We start from the raw sequence: 15,650 nt of genomic DNA on the forward strand, positions 1-15,650 counted from the left end.
TGCTCAGGCTGCGGCCAGGCGGGCCGAGGCCCAGTCCGACTTGAGGCGGCGTTCGCGGTCGGCGCTCTGCCAGTAGCCGTCGGTGTTGCCGGCTTCGCCGATGCCGTCGATCGACGGTGGTCCCGTGAGCGCGCTGGCCTGCGCGGCGTCGATCAGCATCGGCGCCGTTTCGCCGGCCTGCGTGCTCTCGATGGCCCGCACCAGCATCCGGCGGTAGGTGATGATGCCCTTGTCGGTGCTGCCCAGGTGCTCGCGCGTGCGGTCCTGGATCGGGCCCTGCGACTCGACCGCCCACTGGTCGTGCACATTGATGTCGTCGCCCATGCCGGTGTAGGTCTGGCTCAGCTGCTCGTCGATGCTGTAGCCGTAGTTGTTGCGCTTGTTCTTGCGCGAGGTGTAGTCGGGCAGCTCGTAGAGCTTCAGGCGTTGGTCGCGCATCTGCTGCTTGTCGACCGGGCCGGTGAAGCTGGTGAAGATCGCATACCAGTAGCAGTGCGTGTCGTCGACCGGCACGTGCCACTGCGAGATCGTCATCTCGGCGCTCATCGGGATCACGAAGGCCTGCGGGAACACCACGTTGGTCACCCGCACGTGGGTCTGGGTTTCGGACAGCTGGCGCAGTGCGGTCAGCCGCATGCCGTAGTCGGTCGGCTCAACGCTGATGTCGGGGCGGTCGTACTCGCGCAGCACCTGGGTGATCGGCATGTCGGAGTCGGCCGAGGCGCCGCGGAACTGCTTGCCGTAGCTCTCCGAGGTGTCGGCATCTTCGAAGAAGCGGTGCAGGTACGAGGCATGCGCCGGGTCGATGCCGACCTCGAGCGCCTGCAGCCAGTTGCATTCGAACAGGCCCTTGAAGGCGAAGGTGTGCGAGTCGGGCGCCACGAAGCAGTCGAAATCGGGGAACGCGGGCGGTTCGCCTTCGCCGATGTAGGCGAACACGGTGCCGGCGCGCTCGACCACCGGATAGGCGGCCTGCTTGATGCGGGTGCAGAGCTTGCTGCCCACGGGCTCGGCGGGGGTTTCGAGGCAGTTGCCCTTGGCGTCGAACAGCCAGCCATGGAAGGGGCAGCGCAGGCCGCCGTGCTCGAGGCGGCCGAAAGCCAGGTCGGCGCCGCGGTGCGGACAGTCGCGGTCGAGCATGCCCAGCTGGCCCTGCTCGTCGCGGAACAGGACGAAGTGCTGGCCCATCAGCTGCACCGCCTTGACCGGGCGCGGACCGGCGAGTTCGTCGGCCAGCGCCACCGGCTGCCAGTAGCGGCGCAACAGCGTGCCGGCGGGGGTGCCCCGGCCGACCCGGGTGATGAAATCATTCTGTTCTGCACTGATCATGGGGGTGCTCCATCGTGGGGGTGACTGTCGAAAACATGCGCTGCATGCAATTGCATACATTGTCTGGGCGGTTTCTGATCCAGGTCAATCTATTTTGATTCGCCTGGGGTCATTCAGGCGCTGAAACGAGGGTTAGTACTTATAAATTGACGCATCTTCGAGGTGCATTTCTGCTTTCTGAATGCACTGCTCACGACATGTATGCAACAACCGGACCAAGTTGGCCTGACTGTGTGCAGTGACGGCCGATCTCCTTAGAATCGAGGCATTCTTCGTTCCGCTGCCCCAGATGGACTCCCAACAAAACCGTGTGCTGGTTCAACTTCGCGACCTGATCCTCAAGGGCGAATTCGTGCCCGGCGAGCGGCTGGCCGAGATCCCGCTGGCGGAGAAGCTCGGCGCCTCGCGCACGCCCGTGCGGCTGGCGCTCACCAGCCTGGAGCACGAGGGCCTGATCGAGCAGTCGCCGAGCGGCGGCTACCAGATGCGCCGCTTCACGTCGCAGGAGATCGCCGACGCGATCCGCGTGCGCGGGGTGATCGAAGGCTTCGCGGCCCGCCTGCTGGCCGAGGACGGCGCCTCGCGCCAGCTGCTGCGCGACTTGCACGACTGCCTCGACGAGGGCGACAAGGCGGTCAACAAGCCCGAGATGGGCCTGGACGACTACGCGGCCTATGTCCAGATGAACGACCGCTTCCACCAGCTGATCATGCAGGGCTGCGGCAATGTCGCGCTCCAGCGCGTGATGGACATGCTCGACGGCCAGCCCTTCGCATCGCCGAGCGCCATGCTGCCGATGCAGTCGTCGATGGAGGAGGGGCACCAGTGGATGAAGCAGGCCCACCGCACGCACCACGCGATGGTGCAGGCGATCGAGCGCGGGCAGGGCTCGCGCGCGCAGGCGCTGGGCGAGGAGCACGTCGAGATCGCACGCATGAACCTCGACTACGCGCTCGAGCGGCCGGAGCTCGCGGCCGAGCTGATGCCGGGGATGCGGCTGGTGGCTGGGAAGACGCGGCCCTGACAGGGGCGCTGCGGTCGACAGGCGCCTGAGCCCGCCATGACAGCCTGGACCATCATCGAAGCGACGCAAGAGGAGGTGCGGTCCGGCGAGCTCGGTCGACGGCTGCGCCACTTCAACTACGGATTCGTGGGCGAGTATCCCGAATCTCAACCGGTATGGCTCAGCGCAAGGGATGCGCAAGGTCGAATGGTCGGAGGGCTTCGCGGCTACGTCTTCCTTTACTGGCTCCACATCGACGTGCTTTGGGTCGACGAGGCGGCCAGGGCAGCCGGGCTTGGCAGCGAGCTGCTTGGGCAGGCCGAGACGAAGGCGAAGCGCCTGGGCGCGCACAGCGCCAAACTCGATACGTTCGAATGGCAGGCCCGCGACTTCTATGCGAAGCGCGGCTACAAAGAGTTCGGGCGCATCGACAACCACACCGATGGGTTCTACCTGGCGTTCATGATGAAGAAGCTCTGAGGTCCAAGGGCAGGGTGCGGGCCAGGAGCGGACGTCCGCCACCGACCCTCACATTTGCGCTGCATCGCGCTACGCGAAGCCTACTTGCTGAGCGCTGACTGACTTCCGCCGCTGGTTCGCATCAGGGCCGTGACACTCTTCACCCATTTTCTGAAATCGATTGATTTCGCATATCGACACGCAGATGATGCCTGGGCGCTGCCTGAGGTAATCCTTTGGGCATTTGGAATCCGCTTTGACGCGCGGCGCTCGTATGGCCAGGACATGTGAAGGAGCCGTTGATGAAGATATTGCTATTGCCCGCTCTTGTCGTGTTGGCGTTTTCAGCCCTTGCGCAACCGAGAGTGGTAGATGGCGTTCTCACCGATGCCAAAGGTATGACCCTATATGTCTGGGACAACGACCTTACGGTTCCCGGGAAGATTCAGTGCGTGGGCGCCTGCAGTCTAAGCTGGCCGCCCATGTTGGCGGGGGCTGGCGACAAGCCCTCAGGCGACTACTCGCTCATGGTCCGTGAGGACGGCAGTAAACAGTGGGCATACAAGGACAGGCCGCTATACCTCTGGGTGAATGACAGCAAGCCTGGCGACCGAACAGGCGACGGCTTTCGTGGCGGGACGTGGCATCTGGTACGACCGTAGCCACATCGTTGCATCGACCGGTTGAATCGGCAGCCAACGCGAGGCCGCGCTACAGCCCTTCATCCATCACTACAACTGGCATCGGCCACACTCAGCCCTCAACCATCAGCCGCCCATGAGCCGGATTCCGGCCATGAACAACCTGCTGAAACTCGACAGCTAGGTCGGATGTCAGTGAGGAAAAGGTTCGCGCCAGGCTGGCAGCTCGTTCAGCCGTGCGCGCCACCGCTGAATAGCCGGAAACTCATCAAGTGGAAGATGAATACGCTCGGCGTATGGCAACGCCACGGCGGTTGCAAAGTCTGCCACGGTCAGCGCGGCCCCTACCAAGTAGCTGTTCTGGGCCAAATGGGCATCAAGCACCGCGGCCGCGGTTCGGAAATGGCAGGTGGCGAGTTCGACTGCAGCCGCGTCGGGAGCCCCCAGCCCAATGGCCGGTTTGATGAGGTTCTCGAAGTAGAGAGTTCCGGCGTGGCGCGTAAAGTGTTGAGCGTCCCAGCTGAACCATCGAAGCACGTCGATTTGCCGTTCATCATGCGGCCAGAAGTCCGCGCCCGCCTCGTCCGACAGGCGGCACATTATCGCGTTGGCCTCCCACAGCGTCGCTTTTCCGTCCTGCAACACGGGGACGCGCCCATTCGGATTGAGCTTCAAGAAATCCGCCTTCTTGTGCTCACCTGCTTGAAGGTCCACTCGAACGAACTCAACTGGGGAGTCAAGGTATCGCGCAGCAGCGCACGCCTTTCTCGGGTTCATGGTCTCGCTGTAGTAAAGCCTCATGGCGTCACCCCCTCGGCAAGGTAGTCGACGAGCCGGTCGAAGCTTTGCGACCAACCCTGTGAATGCCCATCGCGTGATGCGGAGCTCTCGAAGAGCGCTTGATGGAATTTCATCAGCGTCCGGCCATCGCAGTCTGTCAGCGTCACCGTGATGAGGGTCTCCGGCCCCGTGGGGTTACCTGCTGCGTCGGTCCAGCAATGTGTCATGACAAGGCGCTCGGGCGCTCTGATTTCGCGATAGACGCCCTTGACCCAGTGGTCCACGCCGTCCGGCGCACGCAAACAAGCACGATAGGTGCCGCCGACGCGGAGGTCCATCTCGTGGTGCGGCGTCGTGAATCCCTGCGGCCCGGACCACCGCGCCAAGTGCGCGGGCTCGGTCCAGGCCTTGAACACGAGGCTACGCGGAGCTTTGAATGTGCGCGACATCGATAGTTCTCTCTCGGAACTTGTGTCAGCGGCGCTTTGCTGTGTGAGGTGCATCTAGCTTCTCCTGTTGCTGAAGTTCGTCCAAATATTCGTCGAGACGCCCAAAGCTCTTGTCCCAAAGCTCTCTGTAGCCGTCCAGCCAATCGGCCATCTGCCTGAGCGGCTCTGGAGCGAGTCGGCATGGACGCGACTGCGCAACTCGGCCGCGCGTTATCAGCCCCGCCTCCTCCAGAACCTTGAGATGCCTCGAAACCGCGGGCTGGCTTAACTTGAAAGGCCTGACGAGTTCCGTCACATTGGCTTCGCCCAGGGCAAGGCGCGAAAGGATTGCCCTACGGGTGGGGTCCGCCAGCGCTGCGAACGCTGCGGTAAGTGCTTGTTCTTGCATAACGTTGTGGTTATATAACTGATAGATTATTCTCGAAGAGCCCAGGTGTCAATGGTTTTCCTCGCGAAACCGTCGGCCACAATCGGCGCCCTCGGAAGGTGAGCCCTTGCGCCTCCAGAGTCCGACGCGGCTGGCTGTCGAGATGTGGATTGCGACTTGGTCTGGACAACGCAACGTACGGCACGCACTCCATGCGCAGGGCGAAGGCTTCGCTGATTTACCGACGGACGAAGAATCTCCGCGCAGTGCAGCTCTTGCTCGGCCACAGCAAGCTGGAAGGACGCATGAGGCGGCCGGGCGCCCGGTCGCGCTGGCCCGGGCGGCTCTCCGGCAGAATGCGGCTAGAACCAGTCGTTCGACAATGGCATCCAACTGGTCTTGTAGGGGACGTTCGAGACGTTAGGCAGAAGGAGTAGTCAATGTTGCCGGTCAACGTCGTTCAGCGCCAGTTCGAGGCTTACAACGCACATGACCTCCGTGCGTTTTTGGAGACGTATGCGGAGCACGCAGAGCTATATAGAGCACCATCGGCGCAGCCTTTCGCATCCGGCAAGGCCGCCATTGCGGAGCTCTATGCGACCAAGGTCTTCGCCGTCGAGAACCATCGGGCCGACCTTCTCGGTCGCATGGAGTGCGGAACCAAGGTTGTTGACCACGAGCGCGTGTTCGGCTTGCGAGCGCAGCCGTTCGACATCGTCGCGGTCTACCACGTTGAAAGCGGGCTCATCGAGCGTGTTTGGCTATTTCCCGCGGAATGAGTGGCACAGTTAGGCCAACAGCGGGCCCTCATCGCGGCGGCAGAATTTGGCCAGTGGCATCGGCTTGGCGGTATGGCACCGACGCGCACGAACAGGAGCAAGCGATATGAAGGCCGAGCAAAGCGAAGTCCTCATCGATACATTGAAGTTGCGGTTCACGCAGAACGTGCACAGGCACACCAGAGTCAACTGGGCCGACGTCCATGGTCGATTGCAAGCCAGCCCTGACAAGCTGAGGTCGCTTCTCGAGATGGAGAGGACCGGAGGCGAACCCGATGTGATCGGGGCAGCGGACGATGGCGGCGCCTACCTTTTCTGCGATTGCGCCGCTGAAAGTCCGCAGGGGCGCAGGAGCTTGTGCTACGACGCAGAGGCCTTGAACTCCCGCAAGCAGAACAAGCCGCAGAACAACGCCATCGACATGGCTGCGGTCATGGGCGTTTCGCTGTTGACGGAGGCGCAGTACCGCGAACTACAGCAGTTCGGGGAGTTCGACATGAAAACGTCCAGTTGGGTGGCAACACCACCTGACGTCAGAAAGCTCGGTGGCGCGCTGTTTTGCGACAGGCGTTTCGGCAAGGTCTTCGTGTATCACAACGGGGCTGAGTCTTACTACTCCGCGCGAGGATTCAGAGGCTCAGTGAGCGTCTGAACCTGAACGCCCCATTCGGCCAAGACCGGTCGCTCGGGCGCCCAAGCAAGGAATGAAATTCAACTACACAGTGACTGACGGTGGGCGCGCTGCTGCTGGCTTTGCAGAGAGGTCCGACTGCGCAGTCCGTTCGCTCGCGTTGGGCACTGGTATGCCATACGCACGCGCTCACAAGATTTGTGCCGACGCTGGTCGGCGTCCTCGTGGCGTCATGCGCCCCAAGGCCGTGAGCGTCGTGTTCGCCAACTATGAGGTGGCCCCCTGGGTCTCTTTCCTCGACCGGCCCGCGATTCATCGACCCACGGTAGCCCAACTGGCCAGCAAGCTGCCTGCTGGCAGCTACATATTCAAGCTGCGAGGCCATGTATTTGCCGTCGTCGATGGGGTCTGCATGGACTGCATTCCGAAGCCTGCACCACGCCGACGAGTCGAAGGGTTCTGGACCATGATGCACGCATCAGCCCGCGTGGGTTGCTCGACAAACCAACAGCTGCCGCTCTTCGCAGACCAAAGCGAGAAGCCGCCAACACACGGCCTCGGCCAAATGTAGTCGGTGGCGGCCGCGGATTAGACGGCATTCTTGACTTCCCTGGACGCGACAGCAGTGTGACTGCCATACTATTTTGGAAGTGGAGTGCGAAAGCACCACTGTGCCCAACCTAGCATAGTGAGTACGAGGAACGGGTACGCAAAGAACGGAAGAGGTTCGGACAGCGGCGTAAGGTTTCGGCCCGCAAATGCCTGAAGGGCGGTAGCTGCGAGAAGCAACGCGGCGACACATCCGAGCACGCGCACAGGCAACGGCATGATTTTGGGTGCGCTGATAAGTACCAATGCAGCGGCCCACAGCGCTGCACCCGCAGAAAAGGATGGGCCACTAGCTTCGAGTGACATGGCTGAACCAGAGACGACCAGAGCCTGGCCCGCAATGAAGACGAGAAACCCTGCGGCGAGGGAATCTTGGTTGCACCGGATGAAGTGAACTGCAAGCAGGGCCGCAGCCACAACAAGAGCAGTGCCATCGATTCCCCACGCCAAGCCCCGCAATGGAACAGAAGGGACGAAGCTACCCGCTAGGCCAAAGAGGGCGCCGATGATGAGGCAAATGGGCGCGACGGATGATGGACGTTCGTTTTGCAAAACTTCCTCCGTAGTCTGGCCGAATTTAACCGCCGCGGCGCCTATGCCAGTGCATCAATCGCCGGCCACTCGCTTCACTTTTCGAACTCGACGAGAGTAGCGCTAGCTGCTGCCTCTGCCGTTGGTTCAAGTGTGCGCTTGAGCTTGTCGCCATCCCAGAAATAGAAGTGGCATTGACCGGGGCTGTTGTCGCGCCATTTGACGCACATGGCGCCATCGTCTCGCGTCTCCCACGTTCCCGGAAAACCGCCGCCGCCGCCGCTGGTACCGGTTCCGTACCGTCGTCCCACCATGTTCGCGAATACGTCGCCCTTGCGCATATCCCACCGCACAGCCGCTCCGTCGCTTGGACGATTGAACAGCAGAACCTTGCCAGTGAGCGCCTTGTCAACTTCCGACTTGGACAAGTACTTTGGGGCTTCCTGCGCAGCGGTGAGTCCCCCGTAGGCGACACATGCAAGCGTCGCTAGCCGAGTGAAATTGTTCATTGTGTGTTTCCTCAAGCCTGAAGCCACTCTAGTTCAATTTGCGGGGACGCGCGAGCCGCAAATGCGCGCCGATTCAAACCTAAAGGCTGGGAGGGGGGCGCACTGACAGTCCTGGAAGCCTTCGCCGATGAAGCGCATCGTGGTCGACTCGCCCGACCTCATGATGTGTGCATTGGAGCAACGCATTGCAGCACGCCATGTTGGTGCACCCCCTTCTGCCTTGTCCACAGAATGAGCGAGCGGCAACTCACTTGTCGCGGCCCTCTGGACGGGGAACGCGCGACGCCGGTGGTGGCTTCGCGCTGAAGAAGGAGCAGGCCTACGGCCGTCCTCGGCCAGCGAGCTGAACTCAGGGCCTACGTGCCGGGATGGAAGTCATACTTCCGTCTGGCACAGACGCCGAGGGTCGTGCGCGAACTCGACGAGAGGCTGCGGCACCGGCTGCGCTCCGTACAGCTCAAGCAGTGGCGGCGCGGGGTCACGGTATGCCGGGAGCTACGCAGGTTGGGCGCGAGCGTCGAGGTGGCCGTGCGTGTCGCCGGCAACGTACGAAGCTGGTGGCTTACCAGCCGTCTTGGTTTGAACAAGGTGCTCTCTGTGAGTTCTTTTCGTGACCACGGTTAAGCTGCGGGGCGCTCAGAGGAGCCCCTCCAACCCTCGGCCAGACCCCCATGGACAGCTTGCAGACACTAGAGTCGCTCGGGATTTCGCTCCCGACGCCGGCCTACATCATCGGTGCCGTTCTGTTCGGCCTCATTGGCATCGCGGTCTATCGCTTCGGAAAGCGCGCCGGTCGTCCGCGAAGCAAATGGCTCGGCGTTGCCTTGATGCTGTATCCCTACGCGATTCCGCAGACCTGGTTGCTGTACGTCGTGGGCGCCGCACTCTGTGTAGCTGTCTTCATTGACCGCGACTGAGTTGTCGGCTCCGGGCACTCAGGCCTTGTCGGCCTTGCCCGCCGCGTTGGCGAACTTGCTCAGCATGGTGTCGACGAACCAGGGGCGGCGATTCTCATCTTCCGCGCGTTCCTTGCGGCGGATCGCGTTGCGAACCACGATCGATCCGGCATAGCGCACTGGCTCCGGCGGAAAACGCCCCAACGGGCCCTGTGTGAGAGGGCTGCGCGTCCACGCATTGTCGAGATCCAGCAGCATCGAAGACAGGATCTGACCGCCCATGTAGCTCGGTCCTACGCCATTGCCCGAGTAGCCGAAGCCGTAGCTGATGTGTGGCGCACCATCGAGCCGGCCGAAGAAGGGAAAGCCGGTCACCGATCGGTCGGAGGGGCCATTCCAGCTTGCCGTGATCGGCGTGTCGCGCAGCGCCGGAAAGAACGAATGCAGCGCTTGCGTGAGTTGCGCCTCGTAGGGAGAGCGCTGGTCGAAGACCGGCGCGATGCGCCCGCCCCGCGCGAAGGTGTTGCCGCCCTTGCCCAGCATGATTCGACCGTCCACGGTGCTGCGGTAGTAGTAGACGAAGGTGCGCGAATCCAGCACGGACACGCCGTCGATCAAGCCGATCTCGCGCAGCAATTCAGGGCACTTTTCGGTGATGACCATGTCACTCGACACGATCGCGATGGTTCGCTCAAACTGCGCGAAGGTACTGGCCATCCAGGCGTTCATGGCCAGCACGACTTTCTTTGCTTCGACGGTCCCGCAAGGCGTGCGGACGACCGCCGGATTGCCAGTGCTGAAATCGAGCATCGGGCTGCGCTCGTGGATGCGCACGCCCATTGCGAGCGCCACGCGACGAAGCCCACGCACCAGCTTGCCGGGATGCACCGTCGCGGCCGCGGGCGAATAGACGCCCGCCAAGTTGCGAGCCGAGCCGGAGCGTCGCACCACCTCGTCGGGCGGCAACGGGAAATAGCTGTGGATGCCGCACTCTTCGAGTGCTCGCATGACCGGGTCCAGGACGCCGATCTGGGCCTGCGACGTGGCGGTGTAGAGCGTGCCGTCCATGCGCAATTCGGCATCGATGTCGTGTGCACGGCAGAACTCCGCGATATGCGCTACAGCCGCTTCGGATGCCTTGACCAGCCTGATGGCCTCGGCCTCGCCGAAGAGCCGTCGCAGCGTGAAGAACTTTGCCGACCAGGTGAGCAGGCAACCGCCGTTGCGCCCGCTCGCGCCGGCCCCGCAGAGATCGCTTTCAAGAATCACAATATCCAATGATGGATCTTGCCGCTTGGCCTGGATGGCCGTCCACAGGCCTGTGAAGCCGCCGCCGACGATGCAGACGTCGGCTCGCTGGCTGCCCTGCAGAGCGGGTGACAGTTCGCCGTCGTTGAACAACGCTTGCTCGATCCAGAAGGGTCGCATGTCTTCTCCTATGCCGTCTGCGCGGTGCGACGATCTGCTGCGCAGACCTGCATGTGGCGCACGAAATGCGAGAGCGACGGCACGAGGGCTTCCGCGGACTTGGCGGCATCGTCCCAGCGCCGCACGCGCACGGCATCTTCGGCAAACGGCAGCACCGCGAACGCCTGCGCCTGCACCTCGTCGAAGACACCGCCCTGCAGCACGAGGCTGCGCCGCGAGTCGGCCGACAAGGTCTCGAGATAACCAGGCTCGCGCGCGCAGAGGAAGCGCTTGGCATCGACGTGCAGGCGTATGGGTTCCAGCGTCTCCGGTCCGAAGAGCGCACGCAAGAACGGCAGGCACCGGTACTGGTGCAGGTCATCGAGACCCTGTTGCGTCGGCGTCTTGCCGAAGTCGTGCAGCAGATGGCCAAGGTCATGCAGCAACGCGGCCGTGATGAGCGCACTTCCTGCGCCATCCTGTTCGGCCAGATGCGCGGATTGCAGCGCATGGTCAAGCTGGGTCACCGGTTCGCCGTCGTACTGCTCATGGCCCTTGGCCTCGAACACGCGGACGATGTCTTCGATCGTGAGGCTCATGGCTACCAAGGCAACGAGTAGGTCTTGCTGTTGGTGAAGCTCTTCATCGCCTCCAGCACGCCTTCCTTGTAGCCGAGCCCCGAGTCCTTGATCCCGCCGAATGGCGTGAGTTCAAGACGGTAGCCAGGCACCTCGCGCACGTTCACGCTGCCGACATTGAGCTCGCGGATGAACTGCGTGATGTAGTCGAGGCGGTTGGTGCACACCGCCGAGGACAGCCCGTAGGCCGTGCCGTTGGAAATGCGGATGGCATCGTCGATGTCCTTGAAGCGAATGACGGGCGATACCGGCCCGAAGGTCTCGTGCTTGGCGACCGTCATTCCGGGATCGACCCGATCCAGCACGGTCGGCGAATACAGCGCGCCGCGGCGGACATTGCCGCACTTCAGTTCGGCACCGGCCGCGATGGCCTCGTTGACGACCTTCTCGAACTGGATCGCTGCAGCTTCGTCGATCACGGTGCCCATGTCGACGCTCTTGTCCATCGGGTCGCCGTACTTCAGTGCGCGCGTCTTTTGCACCAGCAATTCGACGAACTCATCCGCCACGGCTTCATGCACCAGCATCCGCTTGATGGCGGTGCAACGCTGGCCGGAGTTCTTGTAGGAGCCACTGGCCGCCAGTGTTGCCGCTTCCTCGATGTCGGCGTCTTCCATCACGATGATGGGATCGTTGCCTCCGAGTTCCAGTATCTGACGCTTGTAGGTGGCCTTGCCGGCGATGTACTTGCCGATGGCCACGCCGCCCGTGAAGGTGACAAGGTCCACGTCGGGATGCGTGAGCATCTCGTCGGCGATCTCGCGCGGGTCGCCAGTGATCACCGACAGCATTTGCGGCGGAAGCCCCGCCTCGTACAGGATGTCCGCAAGGATGAATGCGGTCAACGGCGTCTTCTCGCTGGGCTTGAGCACCATCCGGTTGTTGGTTGCGATCGAAGGCGCCACCTTGTGGATCACCTGGTTCAGCGGATGGTTGAACGGCGTGATGGCGGTGATGACGCCCAGCAAGGGCTCGCGCATCGTGTAGACCTTGCGGCTCTTGCCGTGATGCGTCAAGTCGCAGGAGAACACCTGGCCGTCGTCCACCAGCGCCTGGTTGGCCGCGAACAGAAGCACGTCGGAAGCGCGTCCCACTTCGTACAAGGAGTCCTTGCGGCACAGTCCCGACTCCAGCGTGATCGTGCGGGAGATCTCGTCCAGCCTGGAGCTGATGATCTCGCCGGCGCGCATGAGGATCTTGTATCGCTCGTAGCGCGTGAGCGTCGGCTTGTAGTCGCGGGCGACCTGGTAGGCGCGCCGCACGTCTTCGAGTGTGGCCTTCGGCACGGTGGCGATCACCTCGCCGGTGTAGGGGTAGGTGACCTCGATCACGTCGTCGCGATAGACGTGTTCGCCCGCAATGCGCAGTGCTTCGCAGTGGATCTCGGCTGGCTTCGGCATGGGCTGGCTCATTTGGGTTGTCTCTTCCCGGTGTTAAATGGGTGCTATTGGGCGTGATTGAGGGCGATGTCGAGCGCGTCGAAGTTGCGCAACCGGCGGCTGCTTTCGACACCATCGACAGGGCGGTTGCAGATCAATGGCACACGCTGCTCCGACACCCCGCCGTGCGAGCGCAGCGGCACTTCGAGTGCAGACAGATCGTGGCGGCTGGCCGAAGTGCCGATCACCGTGTTGCGCTCGCTGACGACGACGATGTCACCGATACGGTCGGGCGGCAACTCGAAGCGCCTTGCGGCCTCGGAGCGCGTCAGAACCGATTCCATTCCGGGCAGTTCCTTGATGCGTTCGATCCACTGCGCGGCGATCTCCCCGTCCGGTGCGTAGACGGTGGCGAACGAGCCCAGGGCACCATGATGCACGACGTAGGGGTCGGTGATCGGAAGAATGACGCGCGCGGCCTCGGCACCGTACCAGCCGTCCAGCACATCCTGCAGGTAGATGACGTTGGGCTTGCCGTCGCTATCGTGCTTGTCGTTCATGCCATGGTCGGCGGTCAGAACGATGGTGGCGCCGAGCGCGTCGAGTTCGGCCAGGTAGCGGTCCATCATCGCGTAGAACGCATTCGCGGCCGGACTGCCCGGCGCCGCCTTGTGCTGCACGTAGTCGGTCGTCGAGAGATACATCAGGTCGGGGCGGCGCGTCTCCATCAGCTTGACGCCGGAAGCGAACACGAACTCGGAGAGTTCCGCGCTGTAGACCGAGGGCACGGGCAGGCGCACGAGGTCCAGCACGTTGTCGATGCCGTTCTCTTCCTGCGTGGCCTCGTCGGCTTTCTCGGAAGAGAAGCAGATGCCCTTCATGTGGTTGCCCAGCAGCTTGCGCAGCTTGTCCTTGGCGGTGACCACGGCCACCTTGGCACCTCCGTCCGCGAAGGCCGCCAGCACGGTGCCTGCGCGCAGGTACTTGGGGTCGTTCATCATCACTTCCTTGCCGAGTTCACGGTCGAAGAAGTAGTTGCCGCAGATGCCGTGGACCGCAGGTGGCGCCCCGGTGACGATCGACAGGTTGTTGGGATTGGTGAAAGACGGAACCACGCAGTCGGCCAGCAGGTTGGCGCCGGTACGCATCATCTTCTCGAGGTAGGGAGCGACGCCAGCTTCCACCGCGGCATCGAGGTAGGCCGGCTCGCAACCGTCCACGCAGACCACGACCACCGGCCGCTTCATCCAGCGGTAGCTTCTGGCGTTGACTTCGATCGACTGGGGATTCATTTCATGCTCCTTGTTGATTGGAAGAGTTGGACCTCGGCGAGTCGGCGTCAGGCCGGCCCATGGCCGCGTGCATTCGGTTGCGGCTGTCGGCAACGTGTTGCCGCATGACGCGCCCTGCGCGCTCGGCTTCGCCGGAGGCGATGGCGTCGACGATCTCGCGATGCTCGTCGACGGACACGCGCAGGCCGCCGCCGTTGTCGAGCGCGCGCATACGAAACAGAAGCAGCTCCTTGATCAGGCGCCGGTAGGTTTCGATCAGCTTCTGGCTGCCGGCCGTTTCCAGCAGCACCTCGTGGAACTGCAGATTCAATTGCGCGTATTGCTCCACGTCCTTGGCCTTTGCCGCGGACCCCATGGCCTTGAGCATGCCCTTGAGGCGCTCGATGCCGTCGGGCGCAATGGCGCGCGTCACACGGCGTCCGATGATTTCCTCGAGCGCTTCGCGCAACTCGTAGATCTCGTCGGCTTCCTCGAAGGAGATCTCCCGCACGAACACGCCGCGATTCTTCTCGTTGCGCACGAGCCCGGCTTCCTCGAGCGCCCTCAGGGCCTCGCGGATGGGGCCGCGGCTGGTGTTGAAGCGCTGTGCGAGCTCGCTTTCGTTCACGCGTGTGCCCACGGCCAGCTCGCCGGTCATGATGAGCCGTTCGATTTCTTCCTGCACCAGCATCGGCAGCGAATTGGACTGGAAGAAGGCCAGGGCAGCGGCTGGTTTGCTTGAGTTCATGAAATCGATTCTGCGTGCCGAATCGCCAACTGTCAACAATTTAATATTGACAGTGGCCAGTTGACGTTTTACATTGAACGTACCGAAGCGGCCGTCAAGACGCGCTTGGGCACGAGTCAGCAATCCAATTCCTACCCACACAGGACGAACCGATGAACTCAAGCAAAGGCATCCGCCGACTCTCTACGGCACTGTGCGCGACGGCCCTGGCCTTCGCCCTCACCGGCGCTTCCGCGCAACAGAAAACCACCTTGCTCGTGTACACCGCGCTCGAAACCGACGCGATGAAGCTCTACAAGGACGGCTTCGAGAAAGCGAACCCGGACATCGAGATCCGCTGGGTGCGCGATTCGACCGGCATCGTCACGGCCAAGCTGCTGGCAGAAAAGGCAAACCCCCAGGCGGATGTGGTCGCTGGTCTCGCGGCCAGCAGCCTCGCGCTGCTCGACCAGGAAGGCATGCTCGCCGCCTATGAGCCCAAGGGCTTCAAGGAACTCACGCCCGCGTACTCGGACAGCGCGCGGCCGCCAGCCTGGGTGGGCATGGACGTGTGGGCCGCGACGATCTGCTTCAACACCGTCGAAGCGCAAAAGCGCGGCCTGCCGAAGCCGGAGACCTGGAAGGACCTCGCCAAGCCGGTCTACAAGGGCGCGATCGTGATGCCGCATCCCGCCTCCAGCGGCACCGGCTATCTCGACGTGGCCGCATGGCTCCAGATGTGGGGCGAGAACGACGGCTGGAAGTACATGGACGCGCTGCACGAAAACATCGCCCAGTACGTGCACTCCGGCTCCAAGCCCTGCAAGCAGGCAGGCGCCGGCGAGTTCCCGATCGGCATCTCGTTCGAATTTCGCGCACACCAGGTCAAGAAATCCGGCGCTCCGGTCGAACTGGTTTTCCCCAAGGAGGGGCTGGGCTGGGACATCGAGGCCACGAGCATCATGAAAGGCACCAAGAAGATGGAGCAGGCCAAACGCCTGGCCGACTGGATGGCCAGCAAGGAGGCCAACCAGGTCACGTCCAACTGGTGGGCCGTGGTGGCCTATCCCGGCGTCGCGAAGAAGCTCGAAGGCATCCCCGAGAACTACGAGAAGCTGCTGTCGAAGAACGACCTGAACTGGTCGGCCAAGAACCGGGACCGCATCCTGAAGGAGTGGAGCAAGCGCTACGACGGCAAGTCGGAAGCCAAGTCCAACTGATCGCTGCCCGACCCGTTCTTCAACC

General features: G+C 62.8%; 17 protein-coding genes and 3 pseudogenes. 10 read left to right on the plus strand and 10 right to left on the minus strand.

Annotated elements, in window-relative coordinates:
- Positions 1 to 3: 3 nt before the first annotated feature.
- A complete protein-coding gene (locus QTI68_RS26630; protein WP_286525952.1) occupies positions 4 to 1,329 on the minus strand; it encodes an aromatic ring-hydroxylating dioxygenase subunit alpha in 1,326 nt (441 codons plus the stop codon).
- Positions 1,330 to 1,618: 289 nt separating this feature from the next.
- Here QTI68_RS26630 and QTI68_RS26635 point away from each other — a divergent pair, with 289 nt between their 5' ends.
- The 4 genes and pseudogenes from QTI68_RS26635 to QTI68_RS26650 form a co-directional block, all read left to right on the plus strand.
- Positions 1,619 to 2,353, plus strand: coding sequence for a GntR family transcriptional regulator (locus QTI68_RS26635; protein WP_286525953.1), 735 nt, complete (start codon positions 1,619 to 1,621; stop codon positions 2,351 to 2,353).
- 36 nt (positions 2,354 to 2,389) lie between these two features.
- The gene (locus tag QTI68_RS26640; protein ID WP_286525955.1) at positions 2,390 to 2,812 is read left to right on the plus strand and encodes a GNAT family N-acetyltransferase; all 423 of its coding nucleotides are present in this window, start codon (positions 2,390 to 2,392) and stop codon (positions 2,810 to 2,812) included.
- A 281-nt stretch (positions 2,813 to 3,093) separates the two neighbouring features.
- Complete coding sequence (locus QTI68_RS26645) at positions 3,094 to 3,453, plus strand: COG4315 family predicted lipoprotein (protein WP_286525956.1); 360 nt, start codon at positions 3,094 to 3,096, stop codon at positions 3,451 to 3,453.
- A 31-nt stretch (positions 3,454 to 3,484) separates the two neighbouring features.
- Positions 3,485 to 3,616: pseudogene (locus tag QTI68_RS26650) on the plus strand (integrase core domain-containing protein); the annotation flags it as partial.
- A gap of 8 nt (positions 3,617 to 3,624) precedes the next feature.
- On the opposite strand, the gene QTI68_RS26655 reads toward QTI68_RS26650, so the two are convergent.
- Genes QTI68_RS26655 through QTI68_RS26665 form a run of 3 tightly spaced genes read right to left on the minus strand, consistent with a single transcriptional unit; the run spans position 3,625 to position 5,049 of the window.
- Positions 3,625 to 4,233 (minus strand): glutathione S-transferase family protein, encoded by a 609-nt coding sequence (locus tag QTI68_RS26655; RefSeq protein ID WP_286525959.1) that lies wholly within the window; start codon positions 4,231 to 4,233, stop codon positions 3,625 to 3,627.
- A complete protein-coding gene (locus QTI68_RS26660; RefSeq protein WP_286525961.1) occupies positions 4,230 to 4,715 on the minus strand; it encodes an SRPBCC family protein in 486 nt (161 codons plus the stop codon). Before QTI68_RS26660 ends, QTI68_RS26655 begins: the two co-directional genes overlap by 4 nt.
- Positions 4,687 to 5,049: an ArsR/SmtB family transcription factor gene (locus QTI68_RS26665; protein WP_286525965.1), complete on the minus strand. Its 363-nt coding sequence runs from the start codon at positions 5,047 to 5,049 to the stop codon at positions 4,687 to 4,689. The genes QTI68_RS26660 and QTI68_RS26665 overlap by 29 nt, the downstream gene beginning before the upstream one ends.
- Before the next feature lie 155 nt (positions 5,050 to 5,204).
- On the opposite strand from QTI68_RS26665, the pseudogene QTI68_RS26670 reads away from it, so the two are divergent.
- The 3 genes and pseudogenes from QTI68_RS26670 to QTI68_RS26680 all read left to right on the plus strand — a co-directional run.
- Positions 5,205 to 5,348, plus strand: a pseudogene (locus QTI68_RS26670) (tyrosine-type recombinase/integrase); the annotation flags it as partial.
- A gap of 120 nt (positions 5,349 to 5,468) precedes the next feature.
- Entirely contained in the window at positions 5,469 to 5,807 is a 339-nt protein-coding gene (locus QTI68_RS26675) for a nuclear transport factor 2 family protein (protein ID WP_286525967.1), read from the plus strand.
- Positions 5,808 to 5,913: 106 nt separating this feature from the next.
- On the plus strand, positions 5,914 to 6,459 hold the full coding sequence (locus tag QTI68_RS26680; RefSeq protein ID WP_286525969.1) for a DUF4256 domain-containing protein: 546 nt from the start codon (positions 5,914 to 5,916) through the stop codon (positions 6,457 to 6,459).
- 1,214 nt (positions 6,460 to 7,673) lie between these two features.
- On the opposite strand, the gene QTI68_RS26685 is transcribed toward QTI68_RS26680, so the two are convergent.
- Positions 7,674 to 8,087, minus strand: coding sequence for a hypothetical protein (locus tag QTI68_RS26685; protein ID WP_286525971.1), 414 nt, complete (start codon positions 8,085 to 8,087; stop codon positions 7,674 to 7,676).
- A gap of 357 nt (positions 8,088 to 8,444) precedes the next feature.
- Here QTI68_RS26685 and QTI68_RS26690 point away from each other — a divergent pair.
- A pseudogene (locus tag QTI68_RS26690) lies at positions 8,445 to 8,711 on the plus strand (group II intron maturase-specific domain-containing protein); the annotation flags it as partial.
- A 47-nt stretch (positions 8,712 to 8,758) separates the two neighbouring features.
- Positions 8,759 to 9,004 (plus strand): hypothetical protein, encoded by a 246-nt coding sequence (locus tag QTI68_RS26695; RefSeq protein WP_286525973.1) that lies wholly within the window; start codon positions 8,759 to 8,761, stop codon positions 9,002 to 9,004.
- Positions 9,005 to 9,022: 18 nt separating this feature from the next.
- Here the strand turns inward: QTI68_RS26695 and QTI68_RS26700 are convergent, their stop codons facing one another.
- Genes QTI68_RS26700 through QTI68_RS26720 form a run of 5 tightly spaced genes read right to left on the minus strand, consistent with a single transcriptional unit; the run spans position 9,023 to position 14,426 of the window.
- Positions 9,023 to 10,411 (minus strand): FAD-dependent oxidoreductase, encoded by a 1,389-nt coding sequence (locus QTI68_RS26700; RefSeq protein WP_286525974.1) that lies wholly within the window; start codon positions 10,409 to 10,411, stop codon positions 9,023 to 9,025.
- A gap of 8 nt (positions 10,412 to 10,419) precedes the next feature.
- Positions 10,420 to 10,989 carry a phosphonate degradation HD-domain oxygenase gene (locus QTI68_RS26705; RefSeq protein ID WP_286525975.1) on the minus strand — a complete coding sequence of 190 codons (570 nt, stop codon included), beginning with the start codon at positions 10,987 to 10,989 and terminating at the stop codon, positions 10,420 to 10,422.
- A gap of 2 nt (positions 10,990 to 10,991) precedes the next feature.
- The gene (gene phnY / locus QTI68_RS26710) at positions 10,992 to 12,428 is read right to left on the minus strand and encodes a phosphonoacetaldehyde dehydrogenase (protein WP_503011738.1); all 1,437 of its coding nucleotides are present in this window, start codon (positions 12,426 to 12,428) and stop codon (positions 10,992 to 10,994) included.
- A 44-nt stretch (positions 12,429 to 12,472) separates the two neighbouring features.
- Entirely contained in the window at positions 12,473 to 13,699 is a 1,227-nt protein-coding gene (gene phnA / locus QTI68_RS26715; RefSeq protein ID WP_286525979.1) for a phosphonoacetate hydrolase, read from the minus strand.
- Position 13,700: 1 nt separating this feature from the next.
- On the minus strand, positions 13,701 to 14,426 hold the full coding sequence (locus QTI68_RS26720) for a phosphonate utilization associated transcriptional regulator (protein WP_286526094.1): 726 nt from the start codon (positions 14,424 to 14,426) through the stop codon (positions 13,701 to 13,703).
- Between the two features lie 152 nt (positions 14,427 to 14,578).
- On the opposite strand from QTI68_RS26720, the gene QTI68_RS26725 reads away from it, so the two are divergent.
- Positions 14,579 to 15,625 carry a putative 2-aminoethylphosphonate ABC transporter substrate-binding protein gene (locus QTI68_RS26725; protein WP_286525980.1) on the plus strand — a complete coding sequence of 349 codons (1,047 nt, stop codon included), beginning with the start codon at positions 14,579 to 14,581 and terminating at the stop codon, positions 15,623 to 15,625.
- Positions 15,626 to 15,650: the final 25 nt, after the last annotated feature.

Source organism: Variovorax sp. J31P207 (genome assembly GCF_030316965.1).
In the GTDB taxonomy this organism is placed as follows: domain Bacteria; phylum Pseudomonadota; class Gammaproteobacteria; order Burkholderiales; family Burkholderiaceae_C; genus Variovorax; species Variovorax ginsengisoli_B.

Coding starts and splice junctions, on each gene's coding strand:
- QTI68_RS26630 (WP_286525952.1), bottom strand. CDS start 1,329: ATGATCAGTGCAGAACAGAATGATTTCATCACCCGGGTCGGCCGGGGC.
- QTI68_RS26635 (WP_286525953.1), top strand. CDS start 1,619: ATGGACTCCCAACAAAACCGTGTGCTGGTTCAACTTCGCGACCTGATC.
- QTI68_RS26640 (WP_286525955.1), top strand. CDS start 2,390: ATGACAGCCTGGACCATCATCGAAGCGACGCAAGAGGAGGTGCGGTCC.
- QTI68_RS26645 (WP_286525956.1), top strand. CDS start 3,094: ATGAAGATATTGCTATTGCCCGCTCTTGTCGTGTTGGCGTTTTCAGCC.
- QTI68_RS26655 (WP_286525959.1), bottom strand. CDS start 4,233: ATGAGGCTTTACTACAGCGAGACCATGAACCCGAGAAAGGCGTGCGCT.
- QTI68_RS26660 (WP_286525961.1), bottom strand. CDS start 4,715: ATGCACCTCACACAGCAAAGCGCCGCTGACACAAGTTCCGAGAGAGAA.
- QTI68_RS26665 (WP_286525965.1), bottom strand. CDS start 5,049: ATGCAAGAACAAGCACTTACCGCAGCGTTCGCAGCGCTGGCGGACCCC.
- QTI68_RS26675 (WP_286525967.1), top strand. CDS start 5,469: ATGTTGCCGGTCAACGTCGTTCAGCGCCAGTTCGAGGCTTACAACGCA.
- QTI68_RS26680 (WP_286525969.1), top strand. CDS start 5,914: ATGAAGGCCGAGCAAAGCGAAGTCCTCATCGATACATTGAAGTTGCGG.
- QTI68_RS26685 (WP_286525971.1), bottom strand. CDS start 8,087: ATGAACAATTTCACTCGGCTAGCGACGCTTGCATGTGTCGCCTACGGG.
- QTI68_RS26695 (WP_286525973.1), top strand. CDS start 8,759: ATGGACAGCTTGCAGACACTAGAGTCGCTCGGGATTTCGCTCCCGACG.
- QTI68_RS26700 (WP_286525974.1), bottom strand. CDS start 10,411: ATGCGACCCTTCTGGATCGAGCAAGCGTTGTTCAACGACGGCGAACTG.
- QTI68_RS26705 (WP_286525975.1), bottom strand. CDS start 10,989: ATGAGCCTCACGATCGAAGACATCGTCCGCGTGTTCGAGGCCAAGGGC.
- phnY (WP_503011738.1), bottom strand. CDS start 12,428: ATGCCGAAGCCAGCCGAGATCCACTGCGAAGCACTGCGCATTGCGGGC.
- phnA (WP_286525979.1), bottom strand. CDS start 13,699: ATGAATCCCCAGTCGATCGAAGTCAACGCCAGAAGCTACCGCTGGATG.
- QTI68_RS26720 (WP_286526094.1), bottom strand. CDS start 14,426: ATGAACTCAAGCAAACCAGCCGCTGCCCTGGCCTTCTTCCAGTCCAAT.
- QTI68_RS26725 (WP_286525980.1), top strand. CDS start 14,579: ATGAACTCAAGCAAAGGCATCCGCCGACTCTCTACGGCACTGTGCGCG.